Consider the following 19,239-nt stretch of genomic DNA (forward strand, 5'->3'; position numbering starts at 1 on the left):
GGAGTAAGATTGACATGAGCAATGAGCAGTCATCAGTTTTGAAAAAGAAAATAGAACGCTATGGTATCATACTGGAAACCACCGGAGACATCATCTTTGAGTACCATATCGACGAGGACCGGATGCTGTTCGATGAAGCCAGGCTGGAAAATGGGCAGTACGTGCACTACCCGATGGTGGTGGAGCGCTACATCGAGGCCCTGCACCTGGGGAACCTGGTGCACCCCGATGATATTGAGGAAACCATCCGCCTGGTCAACGGTCTTACTGCCGACGGCATTGTTATCCGTGTGACCCGGCCCGATGAGCACGACGGCCAGTACCACTGGACCCTGGTCCGCGCCGCCACTGTCCGGGACGACGATGGCAGAGTAACCGAGATTGTGGGCATCATGCGGGACATCGACGACCAGAAACGCCGGGAGGATCGTCTCATCGAGGAATCCCGGTGCGACAAGCTCACAGGGCTCTACGATAAAAAATGGACCCGCGAAAAAATCAGCGAAGCCCTAGCCGCAGGCACAAAGCTGGACGAGGGCATCATGATGCTGGTGGACATCGACGGGTTTCGCGCGGTCAATGAAAACTTAGGCCATATCTTTGGCGACGCCGTGCTGGTGGAAACCGCTGAAAAGCTGACCGCCCATGCGGCTCCTGGCGATGTCATCGGCCGTATCGGCGGCGATGAGTTTCTGGTCTACAGCCCCGGCGTGGCAGAAAACCAGATCGCCGAGCGGGTGACCCGTATCCGCCGCATATTTGACCATACCTTCGAGGGGAAAAACCAGTCCTACCGCATTACCTGCAGTCTGGGCGTTGCCGCCTGCCCGAGGGACGGCGACACCTTTGAGTCTCTGTTCAGCTGCGCCGACCAGGCCCTGAGCATGGCGAAAATGGCGGGACGGGACCGCTGGTACCGCTACGATAAAAAGATGAGCGGCAGATCCTATCTGACCGGACACGCCACCAATATCGATGGCACAGTCTTCCAGAAGGGCGGTATCTCCGCGGAGAACCGGGTGCTGATCAATATTTTTGAAATCCTGGCCGACTCCAAGGACCTCACCTCGTCCATGACCCTGATCCTGGGCATGATCGGCCGTTTCATCGGGGTGGAGCGGGTCTGCGTTTTCGTGGAGGAGCCGGAAAGCGGAGAGCTGGTAAACCAGTACAGCTGGTATTCCGGCACTGCCATCTGCCCGAAAACAGAACGGGTCGGAGCAGAGGACCACAGGCGGTACCGCGAAGCCTATGATGAAAAGGGCCTGTACACACTGTACAGCGCCGATACCCTCCCGGCGCGGGAGCGCGCCCTGTTCTGTGAAAGAGGCGTTTACTCCGGGATTTATAAAACCCTGGTGGAAAACGGCCGGTACCTGGGCTGCATCGGGCTGTCCGGCAGCCAGAACAACCGCAGCTGGAGCGAGGATGAAAAAGAATTTGTGTGCCTGGTGTCCAAAATTATCAGCGCAAACCTGTATAAATTCCACCTTCAGAAGGAAAATGCCTACGAGAGCCAGGTGGCCCGCACCATTGTGGATTCCCAGAGCATTAAAAGCCATGTGGTTGACGCCAAAACCTATAAGCTTTTGTTTGTCAGCGCTTCCTTGAAGGCCGAGCGGCCAGCCGCCAAAGTGGGCAGCCTGTGCTACGAGACCGTCATGGGCCTGGACGCGCCCTGCCCCTTCTGCCGCCTGAACGAGCTCACCCAGGAGACACCGGATTTAAACTGGCAGCGTTATGTGAGCGGGTGGAACCGCTGGTTCAATTTCCAGTGCCACAGCCTGCAGTGGCGTGGCGCCGGCGAGGCCGCCCTCATCGCCATGGACGATATCTCCAATTTTGTGGATAATATCCTGTATGTGGATAAGCTCACAGGGATTTCCACCTTCAGCCGCTTTGAGCTGGACGCCTCCGAAATCTTCGACCATGAGACCGGCAAGGAATACGCCATGGTCACCTTTGATATCGACGAGTTCCGCTACATTAACGAGTTTCACGGCTACAGCATGGGCAACCAGCTGCTGCGCTATATCTCCGGCGGCCTGGTGGTAGCCATGAGCGGCGCCGAGGTCTGCGCCCGTGTGACCGGGGACGTGTTTGTCGCCCTGATGGAATGGACCGGCGAGGGCCCGCTGTTCAAGCGGCTCACCCAGATGGTCGAGGGCATCAACAAGCGTCTGGACTACGTGATTCCAGGCATCCGCCCCAGCTTTCAGATTGGCGTGTACCACGCCCGGGAGGGAGAGCGGGACATTGGTAAAATGATGGACAACGCCGATATTGCCCGAAAATCCATAAAGGGCAGCCGCAAAACCGGCATCGCCTTTTACAATAAATCCATGGGCGAAAAGATCCTGAAAACCCGCCAGATCGAGGCGCGGATGGAGCGGGCCCTCAAGGACAAGGAGTTCCTTGTCTACCTGCAGCCCAAAATCGACCTGGAAAGCGGCCGTGTGGTGGGGGCCGAGGCACTGGCCCGCTGGGTGGACGACCGGGGGAACATTGTGCTGCCCGGGGAATTTATCCCCGTGTTCGAGAGCAACGGCTTCATCGTCGAGCTGGACTTTTACGTGTACGAGGAAGTTTTTAAGACCCATTGCTACCGCCAGTCCAGAGGGCTGAAACGCCTGCCCATCTCCATGAACATGTCCAGGTTCCATCTGAAATCCGGCAGCTATATCGAGCGTTTCCGGGCGCTGGCCGAGAACTACCAGGTCGATCCCAGTCTCATCGAGGTGGAGGTGACCGAGACCATCTTCATCGAGAACAGCGGTTATGTGAAACGTCTGGTCAGCGAGTTGAGAAGCGACGGCTTCAAGGTCTCCATCGACGACTTCGGTTCAGGCTACTCCTCCTTAAATCTGCTGTCCGAAATCGACGTGGATGTGCTCAAGCTTGACCGCTCCCTCTGCCGCGAGGAAAACCTCTCGTCCAAGGAACGGGTCATTCTCAAAAACATCGCGGCCATGGCCAAGGAGCTTAACCTCCAGGTGCTGGCCGAGGGCATTGAAACCCAGAACCAGGCCGAATTCCTGAGAAGCATCCAGTGCGACAGCGCCCAGGGCTTCCTGTTCGCAAGACCCATGCCCATGGACGAGTTTTTTAAGAAGCTGGATGGGGAATGGTAGGAAAATGCAAAAAGGCTGTGCGCTTGATAATCAACGCACAGCCGGCAGCCATTATTATAAAGATGTGTTCATATGGGATCATTTTTAAGAAGCCGTTGTAGTTTCTTGTCGAAAGTAAATACTTCATAGTGAAGATTGGAATGATAGGCAAACAGAACACAATCAACAAAATCAAGTTTTTTAGTCCTGAAAACGGACAGAGCAGTTTCGGCAATATCAGGAACGGTTAATTGAATATTCTCGTTTTTGATAAAGGAAAGAAGTCCTTCAGCGATATCTTCTCGGGAAACAGAATAGACTTTCTCTAAAACATATACAATCTCTGCCTGGACTTCGATCGTAAGGGAAACCGTTTCTTTTTGAAGAATTTCTTCTACCTTATCGGCCATTTCTTCATGATCGTTTAAATTGAATCGCAGAACGGCATTTGCATCAAAGAGCATCGTCATCGGTATATTTTTCCTTTACGGCATCTGGCCATGCATTTTTTTCATGACCGATTTTCTCTGGGTTAGCATATTTTGCAAAAAGTCCTCTGGAAGAACCTTTTTTTCCCGTTAAGCGTGCAATTTCCTTTTCGTCGGCATATTCATCCAAAACCGTTATTTTAACAAGCTGATTCTTTTTTAAACGCAGCTTTTCAAGGGGTAAAATATTTTTCCCGTCATAGTAACCTTTTGACGCCAGCATACAATCGCCTCCCATTCAGATGGTTTAATCATATTATAACTTATTTCGAGATGTGCCACAAGTTTAGCAAGCGATTCTTAATTGTCTGTAAAAATATCGTGTTATACCGAAAAAAGGATCGTTTTATCAAGTTGTTTACAATAGATGTACAATATAATATAATTTACCCATAAAATAAACTGAAGGAGCCGAAAAAATAAAATGACGGAATGGAAGAATAATGCTGAAACGACCCGAGCTTAAAACAGCCGCCTCGGCGGTGCTGGCAGTCATTGCCGGAGCGGTGCCCATGATCATTGTGCCGCCCTTTGGCGATACCCTGTACATGCCCAAGCTGATGACCATTGAGGTGCTGGTTTTTGGTCTGCTGCTTTTGTATGTGCGGCCGCTTACAGGGTATTTTACCGGGAAACCTAAAATACCGCTGCCGGTCAAGCTGGTGCTGCTGTATCTTTTGTGCGTGACCATTACGCTGCCCTTCTCGACCGATGTGATGCTCTCGCTTAAGGGGCGGTCCTTCCGGCTGGAGAGCTACTCCGCCATTTTGTTTTATGGTATTTTAATGATGCTGGGCGCTTTTTTCTACACCTTTAAGCCCTGGCATGTGCGGTTGTATGCCGTGGGCGTATCCTGTGTGGCGCTCTACGGCATTTTTCAGAAATTCGGTCTGGACTTTCAGCCCCAGGATCCTTTAATGTACGGCGGCCCTGGTTCGTCCTATGCCACCATCGGCAACCCCAATTTTCTGGGTTCTTTTCTGACACTGGCACTGCCGATTCTCATCTATGCTTTTATCAGAGGCCCCAGGATCTGCCTGTTGCCCTGTGGGTTGGTGTACTTCTGCCTGCTGTGCACCAATACGCGCGGCGCATGGATCGGCAGCTTTCTGGGCTTTATCCTGCTGGGCGTGTTCCTGCTGAGAGAAAAAGAAAACCGATGCCGTTTCGTGGTGGTGAGCGGTCTGTTTGTCGTGCTGACCCTTGTTTTTTTGCTGATAAACACCGGATTTGGCGCCCGGCTTTTCAGTGTTTTTGCCGATCTGTCGAAAGCCATCAAGGGGGACGACTGGGAAAAGGGCGGTTCCTGCCGGCTTTTTATCTGGTCAAAAACCGTGGAGCTCATTAAGCTGCGGCCGCTGACCGGCTTTGGCATTGAGACGCTGGGACAGGTTATGGGACAGTATTTCGAGAACGATATTATCCGGGTGACCGGGCACCATCTCGTCATCGACCGCGCCCACAACGAGTACCTGCACATCGCTGTGAGCAGCGGAATCCCTGCAGCGCTCAGTTATCTGGCCTTTGAGGGGACAACGCTGTACCAGGGCATTAAAAGCTGGCGCAGGTCTCCCATGCTCATACCGCTGATCTGCAGTGTGGCCGCCTATATGGTCGCAGGCTGCTTTAATATCTCGGTGGTGACGGTAGCGCCTGTTTTCTGGATATTCTGCGGAATAGTGGTGCGGCTGAGCAATGAAAATCAAGTAAAATTTGAATATGATTTAAGGAAATGAAAATTTGAAAAAATCTTGAAAAAGATTGAGGGCTTTACCAAAATCGTACTGTTTTTACCATCAGCTTAATACTGGTGGTAAATGAAACAGTATTTATAATAACCTATAGCTATAAGAGAAGCGAAAAAAGCATATTTATGTGGTTTTGAAAGTGTGCAAACCTGTATTAATGGTGAATGGCTGGAACCTTTTAAAGTTTTTAAAAGTAACTGGTTTTTATAGTTCTTGACAATTGTCCGAATCAGTTGTAGAATAGAATTGTTCAAAAGGCAAAGCGGTGCGAAAGCCCGTGGCGCAAAACTACAGGGTCTACGTCGGGAGCTCCAGTCCGATATGACAGCCAGCTGCCAAAACGGTAGACGGCCGAAAGCCCTGTGTGGTTTCCGGCTATTTTTGTTTTTTGAGCGGCCTTTAACAAAAAGGCATGCTGGGGCAGGTAATGACTTCATTTATAATCGTCATGGCGCGGACGGTTTAAATAAAGGTTTATATTTATAAGGTAAACAAGAGAACATAAAAGGAGAGATGTAAATGATTCAGATGATTAACAAGCTGAAGAAAAACCGTAAAGGTTTTACTTTGGTAGAATTGATTGTTGTATTGGTTATTTTGGCGATTTTAGCGGCGTTCACGATTCCGGCGATGTTGGGGTTTGTTGATGATGCTAGAGGGAAAGCTGGAATCGCAGAAGCGAGAGAAATTTATATGGCTTATTCGGGCTCTGTAACAGAAGTTATAGCTGGTGGAAAAACTGCTGATGCTCAAGGTTACGATGCAGTTTTTGTACAAAGTGGGGTTAAAACATCACCAAGTGGAGATACAAAAGCGCCTAGTATTCAGAAAGGTGCATTAAATAAATTATCAGGTGATGTTACAGATGGAGATAAAGTAACAAATGGTAGTGAATGGATGGTTACAGTAACTGATGGTAAAGTAACCGAAGTGAAATATTGGGTTACAAGTGGATACTTGATTACTTTAAATATGGAAGCCTCTGGAAGTGAAGCTACTGTTGAAAAGATGAAGACAGCACCTGGTTATACAGTGTAATAATATAAGGCCGAGCCTGCAGCGCCGCAGCCGGCCTTTTCTCCCCATTTTTTAGGCGCTTTTTTTATTGCCAGAAAAGAGAGTAGTTGACAGTTTATCAGGGGAAAGCTTTTCAGGTGAAAGATTGAAAGCAGACCGGAACAGGTGTAGGCTAGTGTTTTTTTCTGTTTTCAAGGTTTCATCTTTATTGCATATTTGTAAAAAAGTATTTTAAATGCTTTCTTATCATAAAAATAGGATTCAATTGATTTTTTAGCAGAATAACTGTTGTGTTTTCAGGATTTCAGGAGGTGGAATCTGTGTCTAAACTAAAAAAGCTGCTTAAAAACCAAAAGGGCTTTACCGTGGTTGAACTGATTGTAGTACTGGTAATCCTGGCGATTTTAGCGGCTTTCACTATTCCGGCCATGCTGGGATTTGTGGAGGACGCCAAAGGAAAAGCCGCGATTGCCGAGGCGAGAGAAGTTTATGTGGCGGCACAGACGGCGTCTACAGAATTTAAAGGCGATAATGACTTTGTCAGCGATAAGTTGATTGATGTTTTGAAAAATGATTTAGGTGATTTGGAAGTTTGGGACATAAGAATATCGTCAAACGAGCCTCCAATTATATGGGATCCAAATAAAGGGAATACAGGAAGAATAGGAGTGCTGCTTGATAGCAGTACAAATGGTATTGTTAAATGGGTCGAGTATATTGATGCATCACAAAGTTATCTTGTTAAAATCACCCCCGGCGGCTCCGCCGAAGTCACAAAAATAAAATAATCCACCAGTCCCTATCCCGAAAACCCGAAAACAGCCGCAGGAGGTGTTGTCATGCGCTTTGACCGCAAACCTGAAAATCTGATCAAAGATACCTCTGGCTTCACCATGATGGAGCTCATCACCGTCATTGTGGTCATTGCCCTGCTGGCAGTGATCATCATCCCGGGCTATCTCCATTTTATCGACGACGCCAAAAAGGACGCGGTGATTGCTGAGGCGCGGACCATTTATCTGGCGGCCCAGATACGGGCGACGGAGCTTAAGTCCGCCGAGACGCCGGAGAGCCCTTACCGCATTCCGGACGCAGATGACCTGCGGGAGCTGGTGGGGCCGGACGACATCTACGTGGGGGTCACCAAGCTGACCATTGTGGACGATAACCGGGATGGCTCCATTGATAAAATTGAGATGATTAAAAATAACATCAATGTTATAATTGAACCAGGAAAAAATGTGATTGTCGATGGAAAGGTGCGAACGGTCTATTCCAAGGATGATCAAAAGTAAAATGCCTGAATTCACATAGCAATCCTGGAGGTTTTGTCTTGTATGATTCTTTGACCTTGATCTATTTTGTCCTGTATGCCTTTGTTTTTATCTTTGGCTGTATGATTGGCAGTTTTTTGAACGTGGTGGTCTACCGGGTGCCCATTGGCATTTCGGTGGCTAAGGGGCGGTCCTTTTGTCCGAACTGCGGCAAGCCCATTGCGTTTTATGATAATATTCCTCTGCTCAGCTATCTGTGGCTGAGGGGGAAATGCCGGAAGTGCGGGGCGAGGATCGCGCCGCGGTACTTCCTGACCGAGCTGTGCGGCGGGCTGCTGGCCCTGCTCATGGCCTGGCATTACGATTTTGGATTACAGGCGGTGGTCGGCTTTGCCGTGGCGGCAATTCTGCTGGCCATCACCCTCATTGATTTTGACACCATGACCATCCCCAATGGCCTGGTGATCGCTCTGATCCTTCCGGTGGCGGCCAGCTATTTTGTGTTTCTGGAGCCCAGCCTTATTTCCCGGGTAATCGGTGTGTTTGTCATATCGGTGCCCATGCTGGTTTTATCCATGGTCATCCCCGGCGGCTTCGGCGGCGGTGACGTCAAGCTCATGGCAGTCGCCGGATTTCTCCTCGGCTGGCCCTGCACCCTGCTGGCTACCTTTATCGGCCTGGTGCTGGGCGGCATTGTGGGTGTGGTCAAGCTTGTCCGCAAAAGCGGAGAAAAGCATATGGCCTTTGGCCCGTACCTCTCGGTGGGCATACTGGTTTCCATGCTGTGGGGCATGCAGATTATTTTCTGGTATTTGGATTTTTTTGGACTTTAATGAGAGGGCAGACACCCCGGACTTCAACCTTATGAAGCGGCCGAAAGGAGCGATGAAGCTTTGCCAAAGTTTAAGTATAAAGCAAAAAACATGAACTCAAAAATAGTAAATGGAATGGCAGATGCCATCGACGAGAGCACGCTGCGTAAGGCTTTGCGGGAGAAGAACGAGTTTCTTGTTTCGTGCCGCGAGGTGGACACCGAGAAGAAAGCCTATAAAATGAAGAACATGGAGCTTTCGGATTTCTCAAGGGAGATTGAGAGCATGCTGGCCTCCGGGATTACCGTGATCCGCGCGCTCTCCATTATGATGGACCGGAACATCAAGCCCAATGTGGCCAAGGTGTACCAGGCCCTTTACCGGGAGGTGCAGCAGGGTATTACGCTGTCAGAGGCCATGGAAAGCAGCCACGGCTCCTTTCCGCAGCTCATCATCAACATGTTTCGGGCGGGTGAGTCCAGCGGCCAGATGGCCGAGACAGCGCACAAGATGGCGCTGTACTACGAAAAGGAGCACCGCCTTCACACCAAGATCCGGAACGCTATGATCTACCCGATTTTGCTCTTAGTGGCAACGGTCGTGGTGGTGATCGGGCTGTTTACCTTTATCCTGCCCCAGTTCTTTGACCTGTTTGAGGGTATGGACGCAGCACTGCCGGGCATTACGGTCATGGTCATTGGCATTTCCAATTTTATGACCACCAACTGGTACTGGGTGCTCATCGTGATCGCGCTGCTCGCTGGCGGCTTCCGGGCTCTGCTCGGGGTGCCGTCCTTCAGGCTGCGCTTTGATAAGATGAAGGTACACCTGCCCTGGGCCGGCAAGCTCATTAAGATTATCTATACCGCCCGTTTTGCCAGGACGCTGAGCTCGCTGTATTCCAGCGGCCTCTCCATGATCAACGCCATGGAGATCAGCGCGAGTATTGTGGGCAACAAATACATCGAGGACCAGTTTGGCCCGGCCACCCAGATGGTGCGCAGCGGGAACACACTGTCCGAGGCCATTGGCAGCATTGACGGCATGGATAAAAAGCTGATTTCCACCATCTTTATCGGTGAGGAAACCGGGAATCTTGACACCATGCTGGACTCCATTGCGGATTCCTATGATTATGACTCAGAAATGGCGATACAGCGCATGGTCACGATCATCGAGCCGGTGATGATTATCATCATGGCTGTGATTGTGGGGACAGTCATGCTGTCCGTTATGGTACCGATCGTCACACTTTACAACAGCATCGGTTAGGGGGATATAAGAGAGTATGCAGACAACCATCTATTTAGGCAGCGACGCCATTCAGATACTCCAGGGGGATGTGCGCGGCGGCAGGCTGACCATTTCAAAGCACCTGACCGTGGAGATGGGACCAGGCGCCATGATCAACGGGGTGATCACCAACGAGGATATGCTCCTTGACGCCATTGACCAGGCCGACGAGGAAGGCGATATTGATTTCCACAACACCAATCTGGTCATCAACTCCAGCCTGATTGTGAACAAAAACGTGGCAGTGCCCAAAATGACGCCAAAGGAGCTCACCGAGCTGTCCCACCACGAATTTGAGGACGCCACCAATTTTGAGAACCTGATCATTGACTACAGCGGTATCCGTGGCAAACAGGGCACCAACATGCTCTGCTGCGCGGTGGAGCGGGAGGTGCTGGAAAGCTATATCCGCCTCTTTGAGACGGCGGGCATCAAGCTCAGACGCATTGACACCGCCCTCAACGCCACCATTAATTATGTGGAGGCGACCAGCGAGTACGACAGCCAGACCTTTGCCATCAACATGCTGGACGGCAATAACCTCATGTACGCGCTTTTTGAAAATGGGGTTTACACCTTCTCCAGCCAGGCCAGAATCATGGCCGAGCGGGGCACCGAGGCCTTTACCATTGAAATGGCCGCCAAGCTGTCCTCACTGGTGCAGTTCAACAAAAGCCAGAAATCCGACTATATTCTGGACAAGGCTTACTATGCCGGCCTGACCAGGGATGAGGTCCGCCGTTTGAAGGAATATGTGGACGATACTGAGGTAGCCGTCTATGCGGTGGAAAACACCGGGAACATCCAGGAAAATTTCAACATCGACGATGACTTTCTCCTGTCCGATTATTTCTACCCGGCAGCCCTGTTCTTTGAGAAAAAGAACGACGTCAACCTGTTGACCAGCTATAAGACAGCGCTCAAGCCTCAGCGGTCCTTTTCCGTCAAAAATAAGTGGGCCATTCCACCTCTGGTGGTGGTGGCGGTCATGATCATTGGCTTTACCTTTTTTACCATCATGAACTACAATGTGGACAAGGCGCTTAAAAAGGCCAATAAATACATCAATGACCCCGCCAATGTGTCTGAGTACACCGAGGCCCAGCAGGTTGACAGCGCTCTGAAGCTTATCCAGGGCCAGACCAGTATTCTGGACACGAACCGAAAGGCCATGGAATCCTATCCGGTGGTCAACAGCGATAAGGTCTATCAGGTGCTGAACCTGGGCAATAACATCACCGTGGGTGCCCTGAGCTATGACTGGACCACCGGCGGCGTGAGTATTACCGCCTCAGCGCCCAACGAGTTTGCGGCCGCAGCCTACGTCAGCGAGCTTAATCGTTCCGGCCTGTTCAGCAGCATTGAGTACCAGGGCTACAGCCTGAGCGAGGGCAGCACCTCCACGGTGACCAACGGCTCCTCCACAACCACGCTGCCTGGCGGCCAGACCGTCACCACGCCCAATACCGAAACCGTTACGACGCCAGACAGCTACGGCTTCTCTGTTGTGGCCTATCTGAAACCGGGGGTTGTACAGCCATGAAAAAGCCAGAATTTAAAAAACCCAATATTAAGCTGAACATCAACTACGAGTTCACCAGGCGTGAAAAAGGCCTGCTCTATATTTTAGGCATGGCCCTGCTCATCGTGGCAGCCCTGTACCTGGTGTTTTTCCCGGGGATCAATAAATATCAGGCCCTGTCCGAGGAGCGGAGCGAGGCCGAGTTTAAGCAGCAGGAAATGGAAATGGCCATTGCCAGCCTGCCGGCCAATAAGACCATCAAGGACGCGGCAGCGGCCGACCTGTCGGCCAAAAAAGAGGGCTACGAAAAGCGCATGACCAACGACGAGCTGGATAACCTTATCACCAATCTGGTGGTGGACGAGGGCTTTAAGGCCCAGGATCTGGCCATCACCGCCAATGAGATCGCCACAGTGGCCACCTTTGGCAGCGATGGTGCTGAGACCACCGAGTCCAGCGATACCACCACCGAAGCCCAGGAAATGAAAGACCTGGCCGAAATGCAGGGCAATACCACTACGGATGAAAACAGTACGACCACTACCACCGAGCCGACCATCAGCGGTATTTACATCGGTACCGTCACCATGACCATCCAGGGCAACATCGGCCAGTTTGAAAATTTGCTGGACACGGTCAACAGCCGTTCCGATATGCAGATCACCGCCTTTGACGTAAGCCCGGGCACCAGCAGTTCCAGCAGTTCAGGCAGCAGCAACACCGTCGCCAACCTGCGCGCGGGCACCAATACGGTGAGCGTGACCTTTAACGTGTATATGGTGGATAAAGGCAGCACAGCGGCCAACACCACCGAATAACAAGCTATTAATTGAGAATGGGCACACCCCGTTCTCCTTTGATAAACCTCCCAAAATCCCAAAAATACTGCGCCAGGTACTTTTCGGGATTTCGGGAGGACCTTTTGGAATCATTTTGTTTTTTGATCAGAGAACGGAAGAGATTTAGTGGATAGTTGACAGTGGATAGTGGATAGTTTTGGAACAAAATGCCTTTGGCATTTTGATTTTAATCAAATTTTCCACAGGAAAATTTGTACTTCAACTGTCAACTATCAACTATCAACTGCTTTCCCGCTTTGTGATAAGGAAATGAAAAAGCCCGTCAGGGTAACAGGAAGTGATGATCGGTAAAATTTACCGGTCCAGCACCACGGGCAATACAGCCAAAGCCCGGAAAGGAGCGCAGATGGATGAAGAAACAATGGAAGCTCGACAATAAAGGCATGACCCTGCTGGAAGTGATCGTAGCCTTTGCGATATTCGCGATTGCGGCGACGATTTTGATTACCGGGTTTAATGGGGCGCTGAAGGTGATGGGGAATAGTGAGGCCATTAAGGATGCGAGTCAGAAGAATGCGAGTGGATTGGAATCACCGTTGGAAGTAATTGAAGAAGAAGGTTACACGGTAAAAAAGCTGGATGCACCAACAACAGCAACCTTTACTTATGATGGTAAAATGTATGTTATAAATGGTAGTTATATAAAGGCTATAAGCACAAAAAGCAACGATTCTTTAGCTATGGAAATGGCACTTTTTGAAGCAGATGCTTTAGGTTCGGCAGAAACGCCGGAAACACCAGAGACACCAGATGCACCAGTTATTACGCCACCTTCATCGGACAAAGCGTATTATGACAATGACAGGAAACAATATCCTTACAATTCATATATTGTATTTAATACGGGAACTTTTTGTACTCAGGCATTCGATGATATGGCTCAAGACCCTGATGATCCGAATAATAAATGGCTGGCTTATAGACCTTTTGGCCGATACTTTTCCAGTTTAGTTGTCACAGATACACCTAATTATCCAGCGCATGGAACCACTCAAGCGTATTACGAGAATGTTAAACAAATTTATTTTATTGGAAAACCTCCAATGACTTTTTCTACCCATGGCGGAATATCTTATGCTGTTAAATTATGCTATATTGGTACTGAAACAGAGGATAAGACTAATATTGATATCGAAGTAAAATATGATTATACATCTAATCAGCGAAAGAATGTAATCATAGAGGGCGAAACGAATCAGTTTATTTTAAATACCTGCGAAGGCAATCAATCCATTATTTTGTACTTGCCAAAGCCTTTAACCATAACAGCCAAATGTACAGATTATGCAAACACACCAGCAACTATTTCAGAAGTAACGCTTTCGCCGGGCTTCTATGCTTTACCTTCTGGGACGGATTTATTCAAAATAACTTATGATACAGATGAAAAAGATAAATATTCTGACAGCTCAGCAACGGGATACTATCGGCCTGATATGACGGAAGCGGAACTGAAAAAGATGGGTATTGAATACTAAATAATGAGGGGAATATGAAAAAAAGATTATCAGATCAATCAGGTTCAGCTCTTGTCTGGGTTTTAGTCATTTGTATTATCTTCGGTTTGTTGGGAATAGCTATCGGTTCTGTGGCCTTATCCATGAATAATAGAAGTATAAAAAACAATTTGCATCAGCAGACTTATTTTACTGCACGTTCGGCAGTTGATGCCTTTTTTGTACAGCTTAATGGCGATACCTCAGACAACCCTACAACAGCGCTTTTGTATCAAAAATTAATTGAGGATGGCGGTCATGCGTTTGAAGTGGAAAACATTGATTTTGAGGACACTATGGGTAATTGTTCTTTAAAAGCAACGTATGACGTGAATGCTAAAGAAGTAACTTTGACGGCTACAGCCAGTAAAGGAGATATGACTGATACGGTAACGTTAAAGGCAAAATATAAAGGTAACCAAGACGGTGAAATATGGCCTTCAAAAGAAAGTGGCATAAAACTAAATGCTAATGGAGGAGGACTGGTGCCGAATCTTGGTAAAGATAGTCAGGTTTATTGTTTAGAGAAATCTAATACTAAAGGCGATACGCTAAATTTCTTTGCTAATAATAAAAGAAAAGCAATTTTTATCTATGTTTTGGAGGGGCAAACACTTACAATAAACAATATAAATCAGTGGGATAAAACGGAGCCGGATGTTTTTATCTATTTGGAGAAAGATGCGGTTTTGAAATTTGAGCTGAAAAATAATGCTGAAACGACTTACCCGATTTATATCAATGGTGACAACAGTGCTGAAATAATATATGAAGGAAACAGCCAGATAAGCATTTATAATATCAATACTGTAAAATATAATCACAATGAGAAGATACGAAATTTAGGATATACAACAAAAACAAAGAAAAGTGGATATAATCCGAATGGTAAACCTGCATCTGAGGAAAACGATGTGTGGCAGAAAATTGCGTACAGTACAGCTGAATGATCAGGGTTCTCTAAGGTTGAAATGAGGAAATAGGCATGAAACAATGGAATAAAATAAGAAATAATAAAGGCTTTACTTTAGTTGAGTTGATCGTTACACTTGCGATTGCTTCCATTGTGATGCTGGTCGCAGGCAACTATCTTTTCTTTGGAAACCGAATGTTTGCTGAAAATGAAGTAAAGAATACAGATAAATATATTGGTGACAGTGTCTTTCAGTTTATGAAAGAAAGGCTGATTTATGCTGGTAAGATTGAAGTAATTGATAGAGCAAAAGTTTTATCGGGTGAGTCTGAAGCTAAGTATAGTCATATTTTTGAATTAAGCGGTAATTCTGTGGAGGAAAATAAAGGATACTTAGAATTTACCAATGATAAAACCGTTAAAGCACCAGAGGACATATACGGTGTGGATTTTTATCGTAATAATAAGATTTCATATACGCTTAGGCTGGATGAAAAGGACAGTACAAAAACAACGTTTGTTTTGACAGTTTATGTTTATAATACAAAAGGTGAAGAGGTTTACCAAACCGGAGCCGCAATTAGAAATCTCAATATTCGTTTGGAAAAAAACAACGGAGAAATTGAAACGATTAATTATAAAGAAGAAACGTCAAAAGTATTCATGAATCCGGTCATATCTTACGAGGATAAAAAAAGTAAGGCGATTGATCCTTTTGAAGAAATGGCAAAGCAGCTAAGAGAAGATTATATTGGAACGTATGAGACTTTATGGAAAATATGGCACAGTGAACTTGATAAAAATTCTTTAATAGATCATGATAAATATTTTAATAAAGGAACAAGTCAAGGTGGTAACAGCCAAATTAGAACATATATATATAAACAGATTTATAATGGAAGTTGGCCTGAATTTACAAATTTTTCGGAAAAAATGTTAAAAGATTTGTCACCAGAATATGATCGTATAATCAAGTTTTTAGAAACGAATCCAGATTTATACTATCAGCCTATGTTGGGATTACAAAGTAGTGGGTCTTATAGTCCAAATAGCAAACCATTGAACTTTGCTAAGGATAATTGTTTTATTTATTTGGGAGCATCAAATGTTCCTGCGTCTAACTGGAGTGCGTATTTTGTTTATGATCATGAAAATAATTTATGGTATGCAAGTGCAAAAGAACATTCTTATACACATAAAATGGAAGGGCAAGGTATTGCAAGTATGAATTGGCAGACACTAAAACAAGAACTGGATGATCAAAGTAAATGGATACCGTTAAATTCATATTAATAAATAATATCTCCATAAAAACGGAGGAAATCAATGAAATTATTAAGTCAGTTTAGAAATAAAGTAGCAGGCTTCACCCTTGTAGAACTCATTGTCGTCCTCGTCATCCTCGCCATCCTTGCGGCATTCACGATTCCTGCCATGCTTGGGTTTGTAGAGGATGCGAGAAGTAAAGCGTCAATTACTCTGGCACGTGAGGTTTATACGGCTGCACAATCAGCGGCTACAGAACTTTTCAATCAAATTGGCGGTGAAAATTTAGCTGACGGAAATACAGATAACATAAATGGTTTTAAAGAAAAGGTTGGAAAAAAAATACAAGCGTTAACTGCAGGCGATATTAATTTTACAAAAGTAGTTACCGGAGATGGGCCTAATACATCAGCTAACGCAAAAAGAGACTTTATAGAAGTAGCCATCCGATACAGCGAAGGGAATAGCTATAAATCAAGCGAATTTAAATATCCTAATAGTGCAAAAGTATGGTTTGATCGAAAGGATAAGGATTCTGGACAATTTGTTGTTAAAGCTGTTTGGTATGTTGACAAAGAGGGAAAATATAGAATAATCATCTTAGAAGACAGCACCAAAGGCATTTCCACCACCGTAGAAAAAATAAAATAACTTTCCCATCCCGCCTCCCGAAAACCCGAAAACCTCAAAAAAGGAGATATGCCACCGCGGCATATCTCCTTTTTTATTCCTCTCCACCATCCTCAAACTCTGTCTCTAACTCCCGAAGCCACTTAAAGTGCCAGTTCAGCAGCATCTGGTCCTCGGGCGGGAAGGGGCGGCCTTCTTTTTTGCAGATACGGGCTTTGTACAGAAGCTCCAGGCATTCGTCCAGCGCGTTGGGCGTGCTTTCGGCGATATGCTGAAAGGCGGGGTGGTTACGGCCTTTTTCCACCATCAGCGCCTCCATGCTGTGGGTCAGCTTATCAATTTCCTGGCGGTAGCTGGTTTCAATGTTTTCCTCGATCAGGGTCTGCAAAAGGCGCTCGTTTTCGTCCTCGGGCGTTGCAGGCGGGGTGTCCTCCATGCGCAGCTGGCGGATGGCTTTATCGGCCAGCAGGCGTGTGTACTCAAAAAAACTCTGGGAGGCCAGCAGAATATTGAGGGCGGCGCTGTCGCTGTGGGTTTTGTTGAAATGATGGACGATGTTGTCGCAGGCGGCAGGGCTCAGGTCCAGAAAATCCAGGACGGTGGGGTCTGGCGGCAGGGGGTGCTGGGTATAGCCCAGCATGTACTCAAAGCTGACGTCAAATTCATTATAGAGGGTATCCATGACGCGCAGATCGGGCAGGCGCTCGCCGTTCTCGTAATAGCTGATGCTGGCCGGGGCGACGCCGAGGCGGGCGGCCATTTCGGCCTGGGTGAGTTTATGGGATTTCCGGAGCTCCCGGAGCCGGGCTGGAAAATAGGATAGGTTGATTTCAGACATTTTGGCCTCTTTTCTTGAATGATTCTTAAGTTGAAATAAAATACTTGACAAACGCATAGCTTTGTAATAATATCTAAACTAATTGTTTCACTTTTGTGAAGTTATATTATTTATATCACTATAATGATTATAACGGATTTACAGGGGTTTGGCAAGGGGTTTTTAAAAATTTAAGAAAGTAAGGGGTAATGGATGATGTCAACAACCACAGATTTAATGGTACAGGGGAATGGGTGCGGAATCGGGGAGAAATCGCCCAACGCGTTGAGACTGGAGGCAAAAATGCGTGAGCTGAGCCGTCAGGAGGAGATTGAGCAATACGCGCCGCTTAAAAAAATTGAGATGGTGCAGGATCGTCTGCCGGATTTTCCGCTGGACTGCCTGCCGGCCGGGCTCCAAGATTTTGTCCGGCAGCTGTCTGGCTGTAAGCAGGCGCCAGTGGATACGGCGGCGGTATCGCTGCTTTCGGTGTTTTCGATGGCGGAAGGGGGCCGCTTTATGGTTGATCCTGGAATCGCCGCAGTGTATCAGCTTGGGATTAATCTGTTTACCATGACGGTGATGGAATCGGGCACGGGCAAATCGGAGATCATGAATGTGCTCAAAAAGCCCATCGAGGATTTTGTGAGGGATTATAATTGGAAAAACCGGGAGAAAATAGCAATGGATGAAAACTGGAGCAGTGTGCTGAGGGAGCGTGTGAGCAAGGCGAAAAAGCAGTGTGTCAGCGGCAAGGCAGATTACTCGGATCTGGAGGAAGCCCAGCGTGAGCTGGATGCCTTTAAGCCGATGAAAAAGCTGCGCCGCATTACGGATAACGCGACTTCTGAGGCTCTTGAGAACCTGCTGGCCGAGAACGATGGGGTCATGTCGGTGGTATCGACAGAGGGGGGCGTCATTGATATTATGGGCGGACGCTACAGCAAGGACGGAGGCTCCAACATTGATATTTACCTGCATGGGTACAGCAATGAATCCTTTGACAAGGACCGGGCGGGCCAGGGCCACGTGCACGTGGATCATCTTCATCTGACGGTTATCTTCTCCATCCAGCCCAGGGTGCTTAAGGATTTTATGCGCAGAGATTTTATTGAAAAGGGGATGACCTCGCGGTTTTTGTATGCCATTCCCAAGGAGCTTGATGAACGTCTCCTGAGGGATTCGTCGAATATTGACCCTCTGGTTCTGGCGGATTATGAAAATAAAATCAGGGATATCATGTCCATTGAACGCAATGTGGGCGCGCCCTATGAGCTGCGCTTTTCTGAGGAAGCGACTGAGCTTATGATCAGCTATAACGACGATGAGATTCAAAAGCGGATTAAGGAGGATCTGGCCTGTATTAAAAGGACGGCCCGGCGCATCATCGGGCAGACCATCCGTCTGGCGGGGGTCTTACACCTTATGGAGCACGGCGGCGAGGCGGTGGAGAAACGTGAGATTTCGGCACAGACGGTGGAAAAGGCCATCCGCCTAACCGATTATTTTCTGGAGCACACCAAGGCGGCGCACAAAACCGTGGAGGACAGCGAGGAGATCAAAAATCTGAAATATGTGTGGGAAAAATGCCGCGGCTTTAAAATGCCTGAGTTTTCCAGCGATGTGCTGCGTGAGAAATGCCGCGGCCGTCTGCGGACCAATGAGGAGCAAAAGCCTTATATTATGGGGCTCATTGAAAGGGGCTACCTGAGGGAGCTGCCCGAGGATAAAAATAACAAAGGAAAGGATGGGCGGCCAAAGGCTGCGCGCTACAGGATCAATCCGCTTTTATATAAGGCCATACTGCCTAAAAAGGATTCGACGGTCACAAAACTGCATCCCGAAATCCCGAAAAGCGGTGAGCCGGAAACGGCTGAAGCGGTATCCTGAAGTTGAACCAGTGGTATGTGTTTTAAGCTTCTAAGATTTGTAAAGGGAAAGCAATTATGATAAAATGTAACATAGTGTCATAGAAGGTACCGGACAAAGAAAG

General features: G+C 47.7%; 17 protein-coding genes and 1 riboswitch. Of the genes, 14 read left to right on the forward strand and 3 right to left on the reverse strand.

The window, feature by feature from the left end:
* Nucleotides 1-14 precede the first annotated feature (14 nt).
* Complete coding sequence (locus tag I2B62_RS14770) at nt 15-3,131, forward strand: EAL domain-containing protein (protein WP_195269841.1); 3,117 nt, start codon at nt 15-17, stop codon at nt 3,129-3,131.
* Between the two features lie 68 nt (nt 3,132-3,199).
* Here the strand turns inward: I2B62_RS14770 and I2B62_RS14775 are convergent, their stop codons facing one another.
* Nucleotides 3,200-3,580: a PIN domain-containing protein gene (locus I2B62_RS14775; RefSeq protein ID WP_207736026.1), complete on the reverse strand. Its 381-nt coding sequence runs from the start codon at nt 3,578-3,580 to the stop codon at nt 3,200-3,202.
* On the reverse strand, nt 3,564-3,821 hold the full coding sequence (locus tag I2B62_RS14780; protein WP_195269842.1) for a hypothetical protein: 258 nt from the start codon (nt 3,819-3,821) through the stop codon (nt 3,564-3,566). The genes I2B62_RS14775 and I2B62_RS14780 overlap by 17 nt, the downstream gene beginning before the upstream one ends.
* Before the next feature lie 220 nt (nt 3,822-4,041).
* On the opposite strand from I2B62_RS14780, the gene I2B62_RS14785 reads away from it, so the two are divergent.
* From I2B62_RS14785 to I2B62_RS14840, 12 genes are all read left to right on the forward strand, one after another.
* Nucleotides 4,042-5,334: an O-antigen ligase family protein gene (locus tag I2B62_RS14785; protein ID WP_195269843.1), complete on the forward strand. Its 1,293-nt coding sequence runs from the start codon at nt 4,042-4,044 to the stop codon at nt 5,332-5,334.
* A 258-nt stretch (nt 5,335-5,592) separates the two neighbouring features.
* A riboswitch (cyclic di-GMP riboswitch) is annotated at nt 5,593-5,686 on the forward strand.
* A gap of 179 nt (nt 5,687-5,865) precedes the next feature.
* A complete protein-coding gene (locus I2B62_RS14790; RefSeq protein WP_195269844.1) occupies nt 5,866-6,384 on the forward strand; it encodes a prepilin-type N-terminal cleavage/methylation domain-containing protein in 519 nt (172 codons plus the stop codon).
* A 299-nt stretch (nt 6,385-6,683) separates the two neighbouring features.
* On the forward strand, nt 6,684-7,151 hold the full coding sequence (locus I2B62_RS14795; protein WP_195269845.1) for a prepilin-type N-terminal cleavage/methylation domain-containing protein: 468 nt from the start codon (nt 6,684-6,686) through the stop codon (nt 7,149-7,151).
* 51 nt (nt 7,152-7,202) lie between these two features.
* Complete coding sequence (locus I2B62_RS14800) at nt 7,203-7,658, forward strand: type II secretion system protein (RefSeq protein ID WP_195269846.1); 456 nt, start codon at nt 7,203-7,205, stop codon at nt 7,656-7,658.
* A gap of 38 nt (nt 7,659-7,696) precedes the next feature.
* Nucleotides 7,697-8,470: an A24 family peptidase gene (locus I2B62_RS14805; RefSeq protein ID WP_195269847.1), complete on the forward strand. Its 774-nt coding sequence runs from the start codon at nt 7,697-7,699 to the stop codon at nt 8,468-8,470.
* Nucleotides 8,471-8,560: 90 nt separating this feature from the next.
* The gene (locus I2B62_RS14810) at nt 8,561-9,721 is read left to right on the forward strand and encodes a type II secretion system F family protein (protein ID WP_243259552.1); all 1,161 of its coding nucleotides are present in this window, start codon (nt 8,561-8,563) and stop codon (nt 9,719-9,721) included.
* 16 nt (nt 9,722-9,737) lie between these two features.
* Nucleotides 9,738-11,285: a pilus assembly protein PilM gene (locus I2B62_RS14815; protein ID WP_195269849.1), complete on the forward strand. Its 1,548-nt coding sequence runs from the start codon at nt 9,738-9,740 to the stop codon at nt 11,283-11,285.
* On the forward strand, nt 11,282-12,082 hold the full coding sequence (locus I2B62_RS14820; RefSeq protein ID WP_195269850.1) for a hypothetical protein: 801 nt from the start codon (nt 11,282-11,284) through the stop codon (nt 12,080-12,082). Before I2B62_RS14815 ends, I2B62_RS14820 begins: the two co-directional genes overlap by 4 nt.
* 392 nt (nt 12,083-12,474) lie before the next feature.
* Nucleotides 12,475-13,602: a prepilin-type N-terminal cleavage/methylation domain-containing protein gene (locus tag I2B62_RS14825; protein ID WP_195269851.1), complete on the forward strand. Its 1,128-nt coding sequence runs from the start codon at nt 12,475-12,477 to the stop codon at nt 13,600-13,602.
* 14 nt (nt 13,603-13,616) lie between these two features.
* On the forward strand, nt 13,617-14,570 hold the full coding sequence (locus I2B62_RS14830) for a hypothetical protein (protein WP_195269852.1): 954 nt from the start codon (nt 13,617-13,619) through the stop codon (nt 14,568-14,570).
* 35 nt (nt 14,571-14,605) lie between these two features.
* The gene (locus I2B62_RS14835; RefSeq protein ID WP_195269853.1) at nt 14,606-15,826 is read left to right on the forward strand and encodes a prepilin-type N-terminal cleavage/methylation domain-containing protein; all 1,221 of its coding nucleotides are present in this window, start codon (nt 14,606-14,608) and stop codon (nt 15,824-15,826) included.
* A 33-nt stretch (nt 15,827-15,859) separates the two neighbouring features.
* Nucleotides 15,860-16,450, forward strand: coding sequence for a prepilin-type N-terminal cleavage/methylation domain-containing protein (locus tag I2B62_RS14840; RefSeq protein WP_195269854.1), 591 nt, complete (start codon nt 15,860-15,862; stop codon nt 16,448-16,450).
* 73 nt (nt 16,451-16,523) lie between these two features.
* On the opposite strand, the gene I2B62_RS14845 is transcribed toward I2B62_RS14840, so the two are convergent.
* Nucleotides 16,524-17,267: a helix-turn-helix transcriptional regulator gene (locus I2B62_RS14845; protein ID WP_195269855.1), complete on the reverse strand. Its 744-nt coding sequence runs from the start codon at nt 17,265-17,267 to the stop codon at nt 16,524-16,526.
* Between the two features lie 192 nt (nt 17,268-17,459).
* Here I2B62_RS14845 and I2B62_RS14850 point away from each other — a divergent pair, with 192 nt between their 5' ends.
* Nucleotides 17,460-19,136, forward strand: coding sequence for a YfjI family protein (locus I2B62_RS14850; RefSeq protein ID WP_195269856.1), 1,677 nt, complete (start codon nt 17,460-17,462; stop codon nt 19,134-19,136).
* Nucleotides 19,137-19,239 lie beyond the last annotated feature (103 nt).

The organism is Eubacterium sp. 1001713B170207_170306_E7 (assembly GCF_015547515.1).
GTDB lineage: Bacteria > Bacillota > Clostridia > Eubacteriales > Eubacteriaceae > Eubacterium.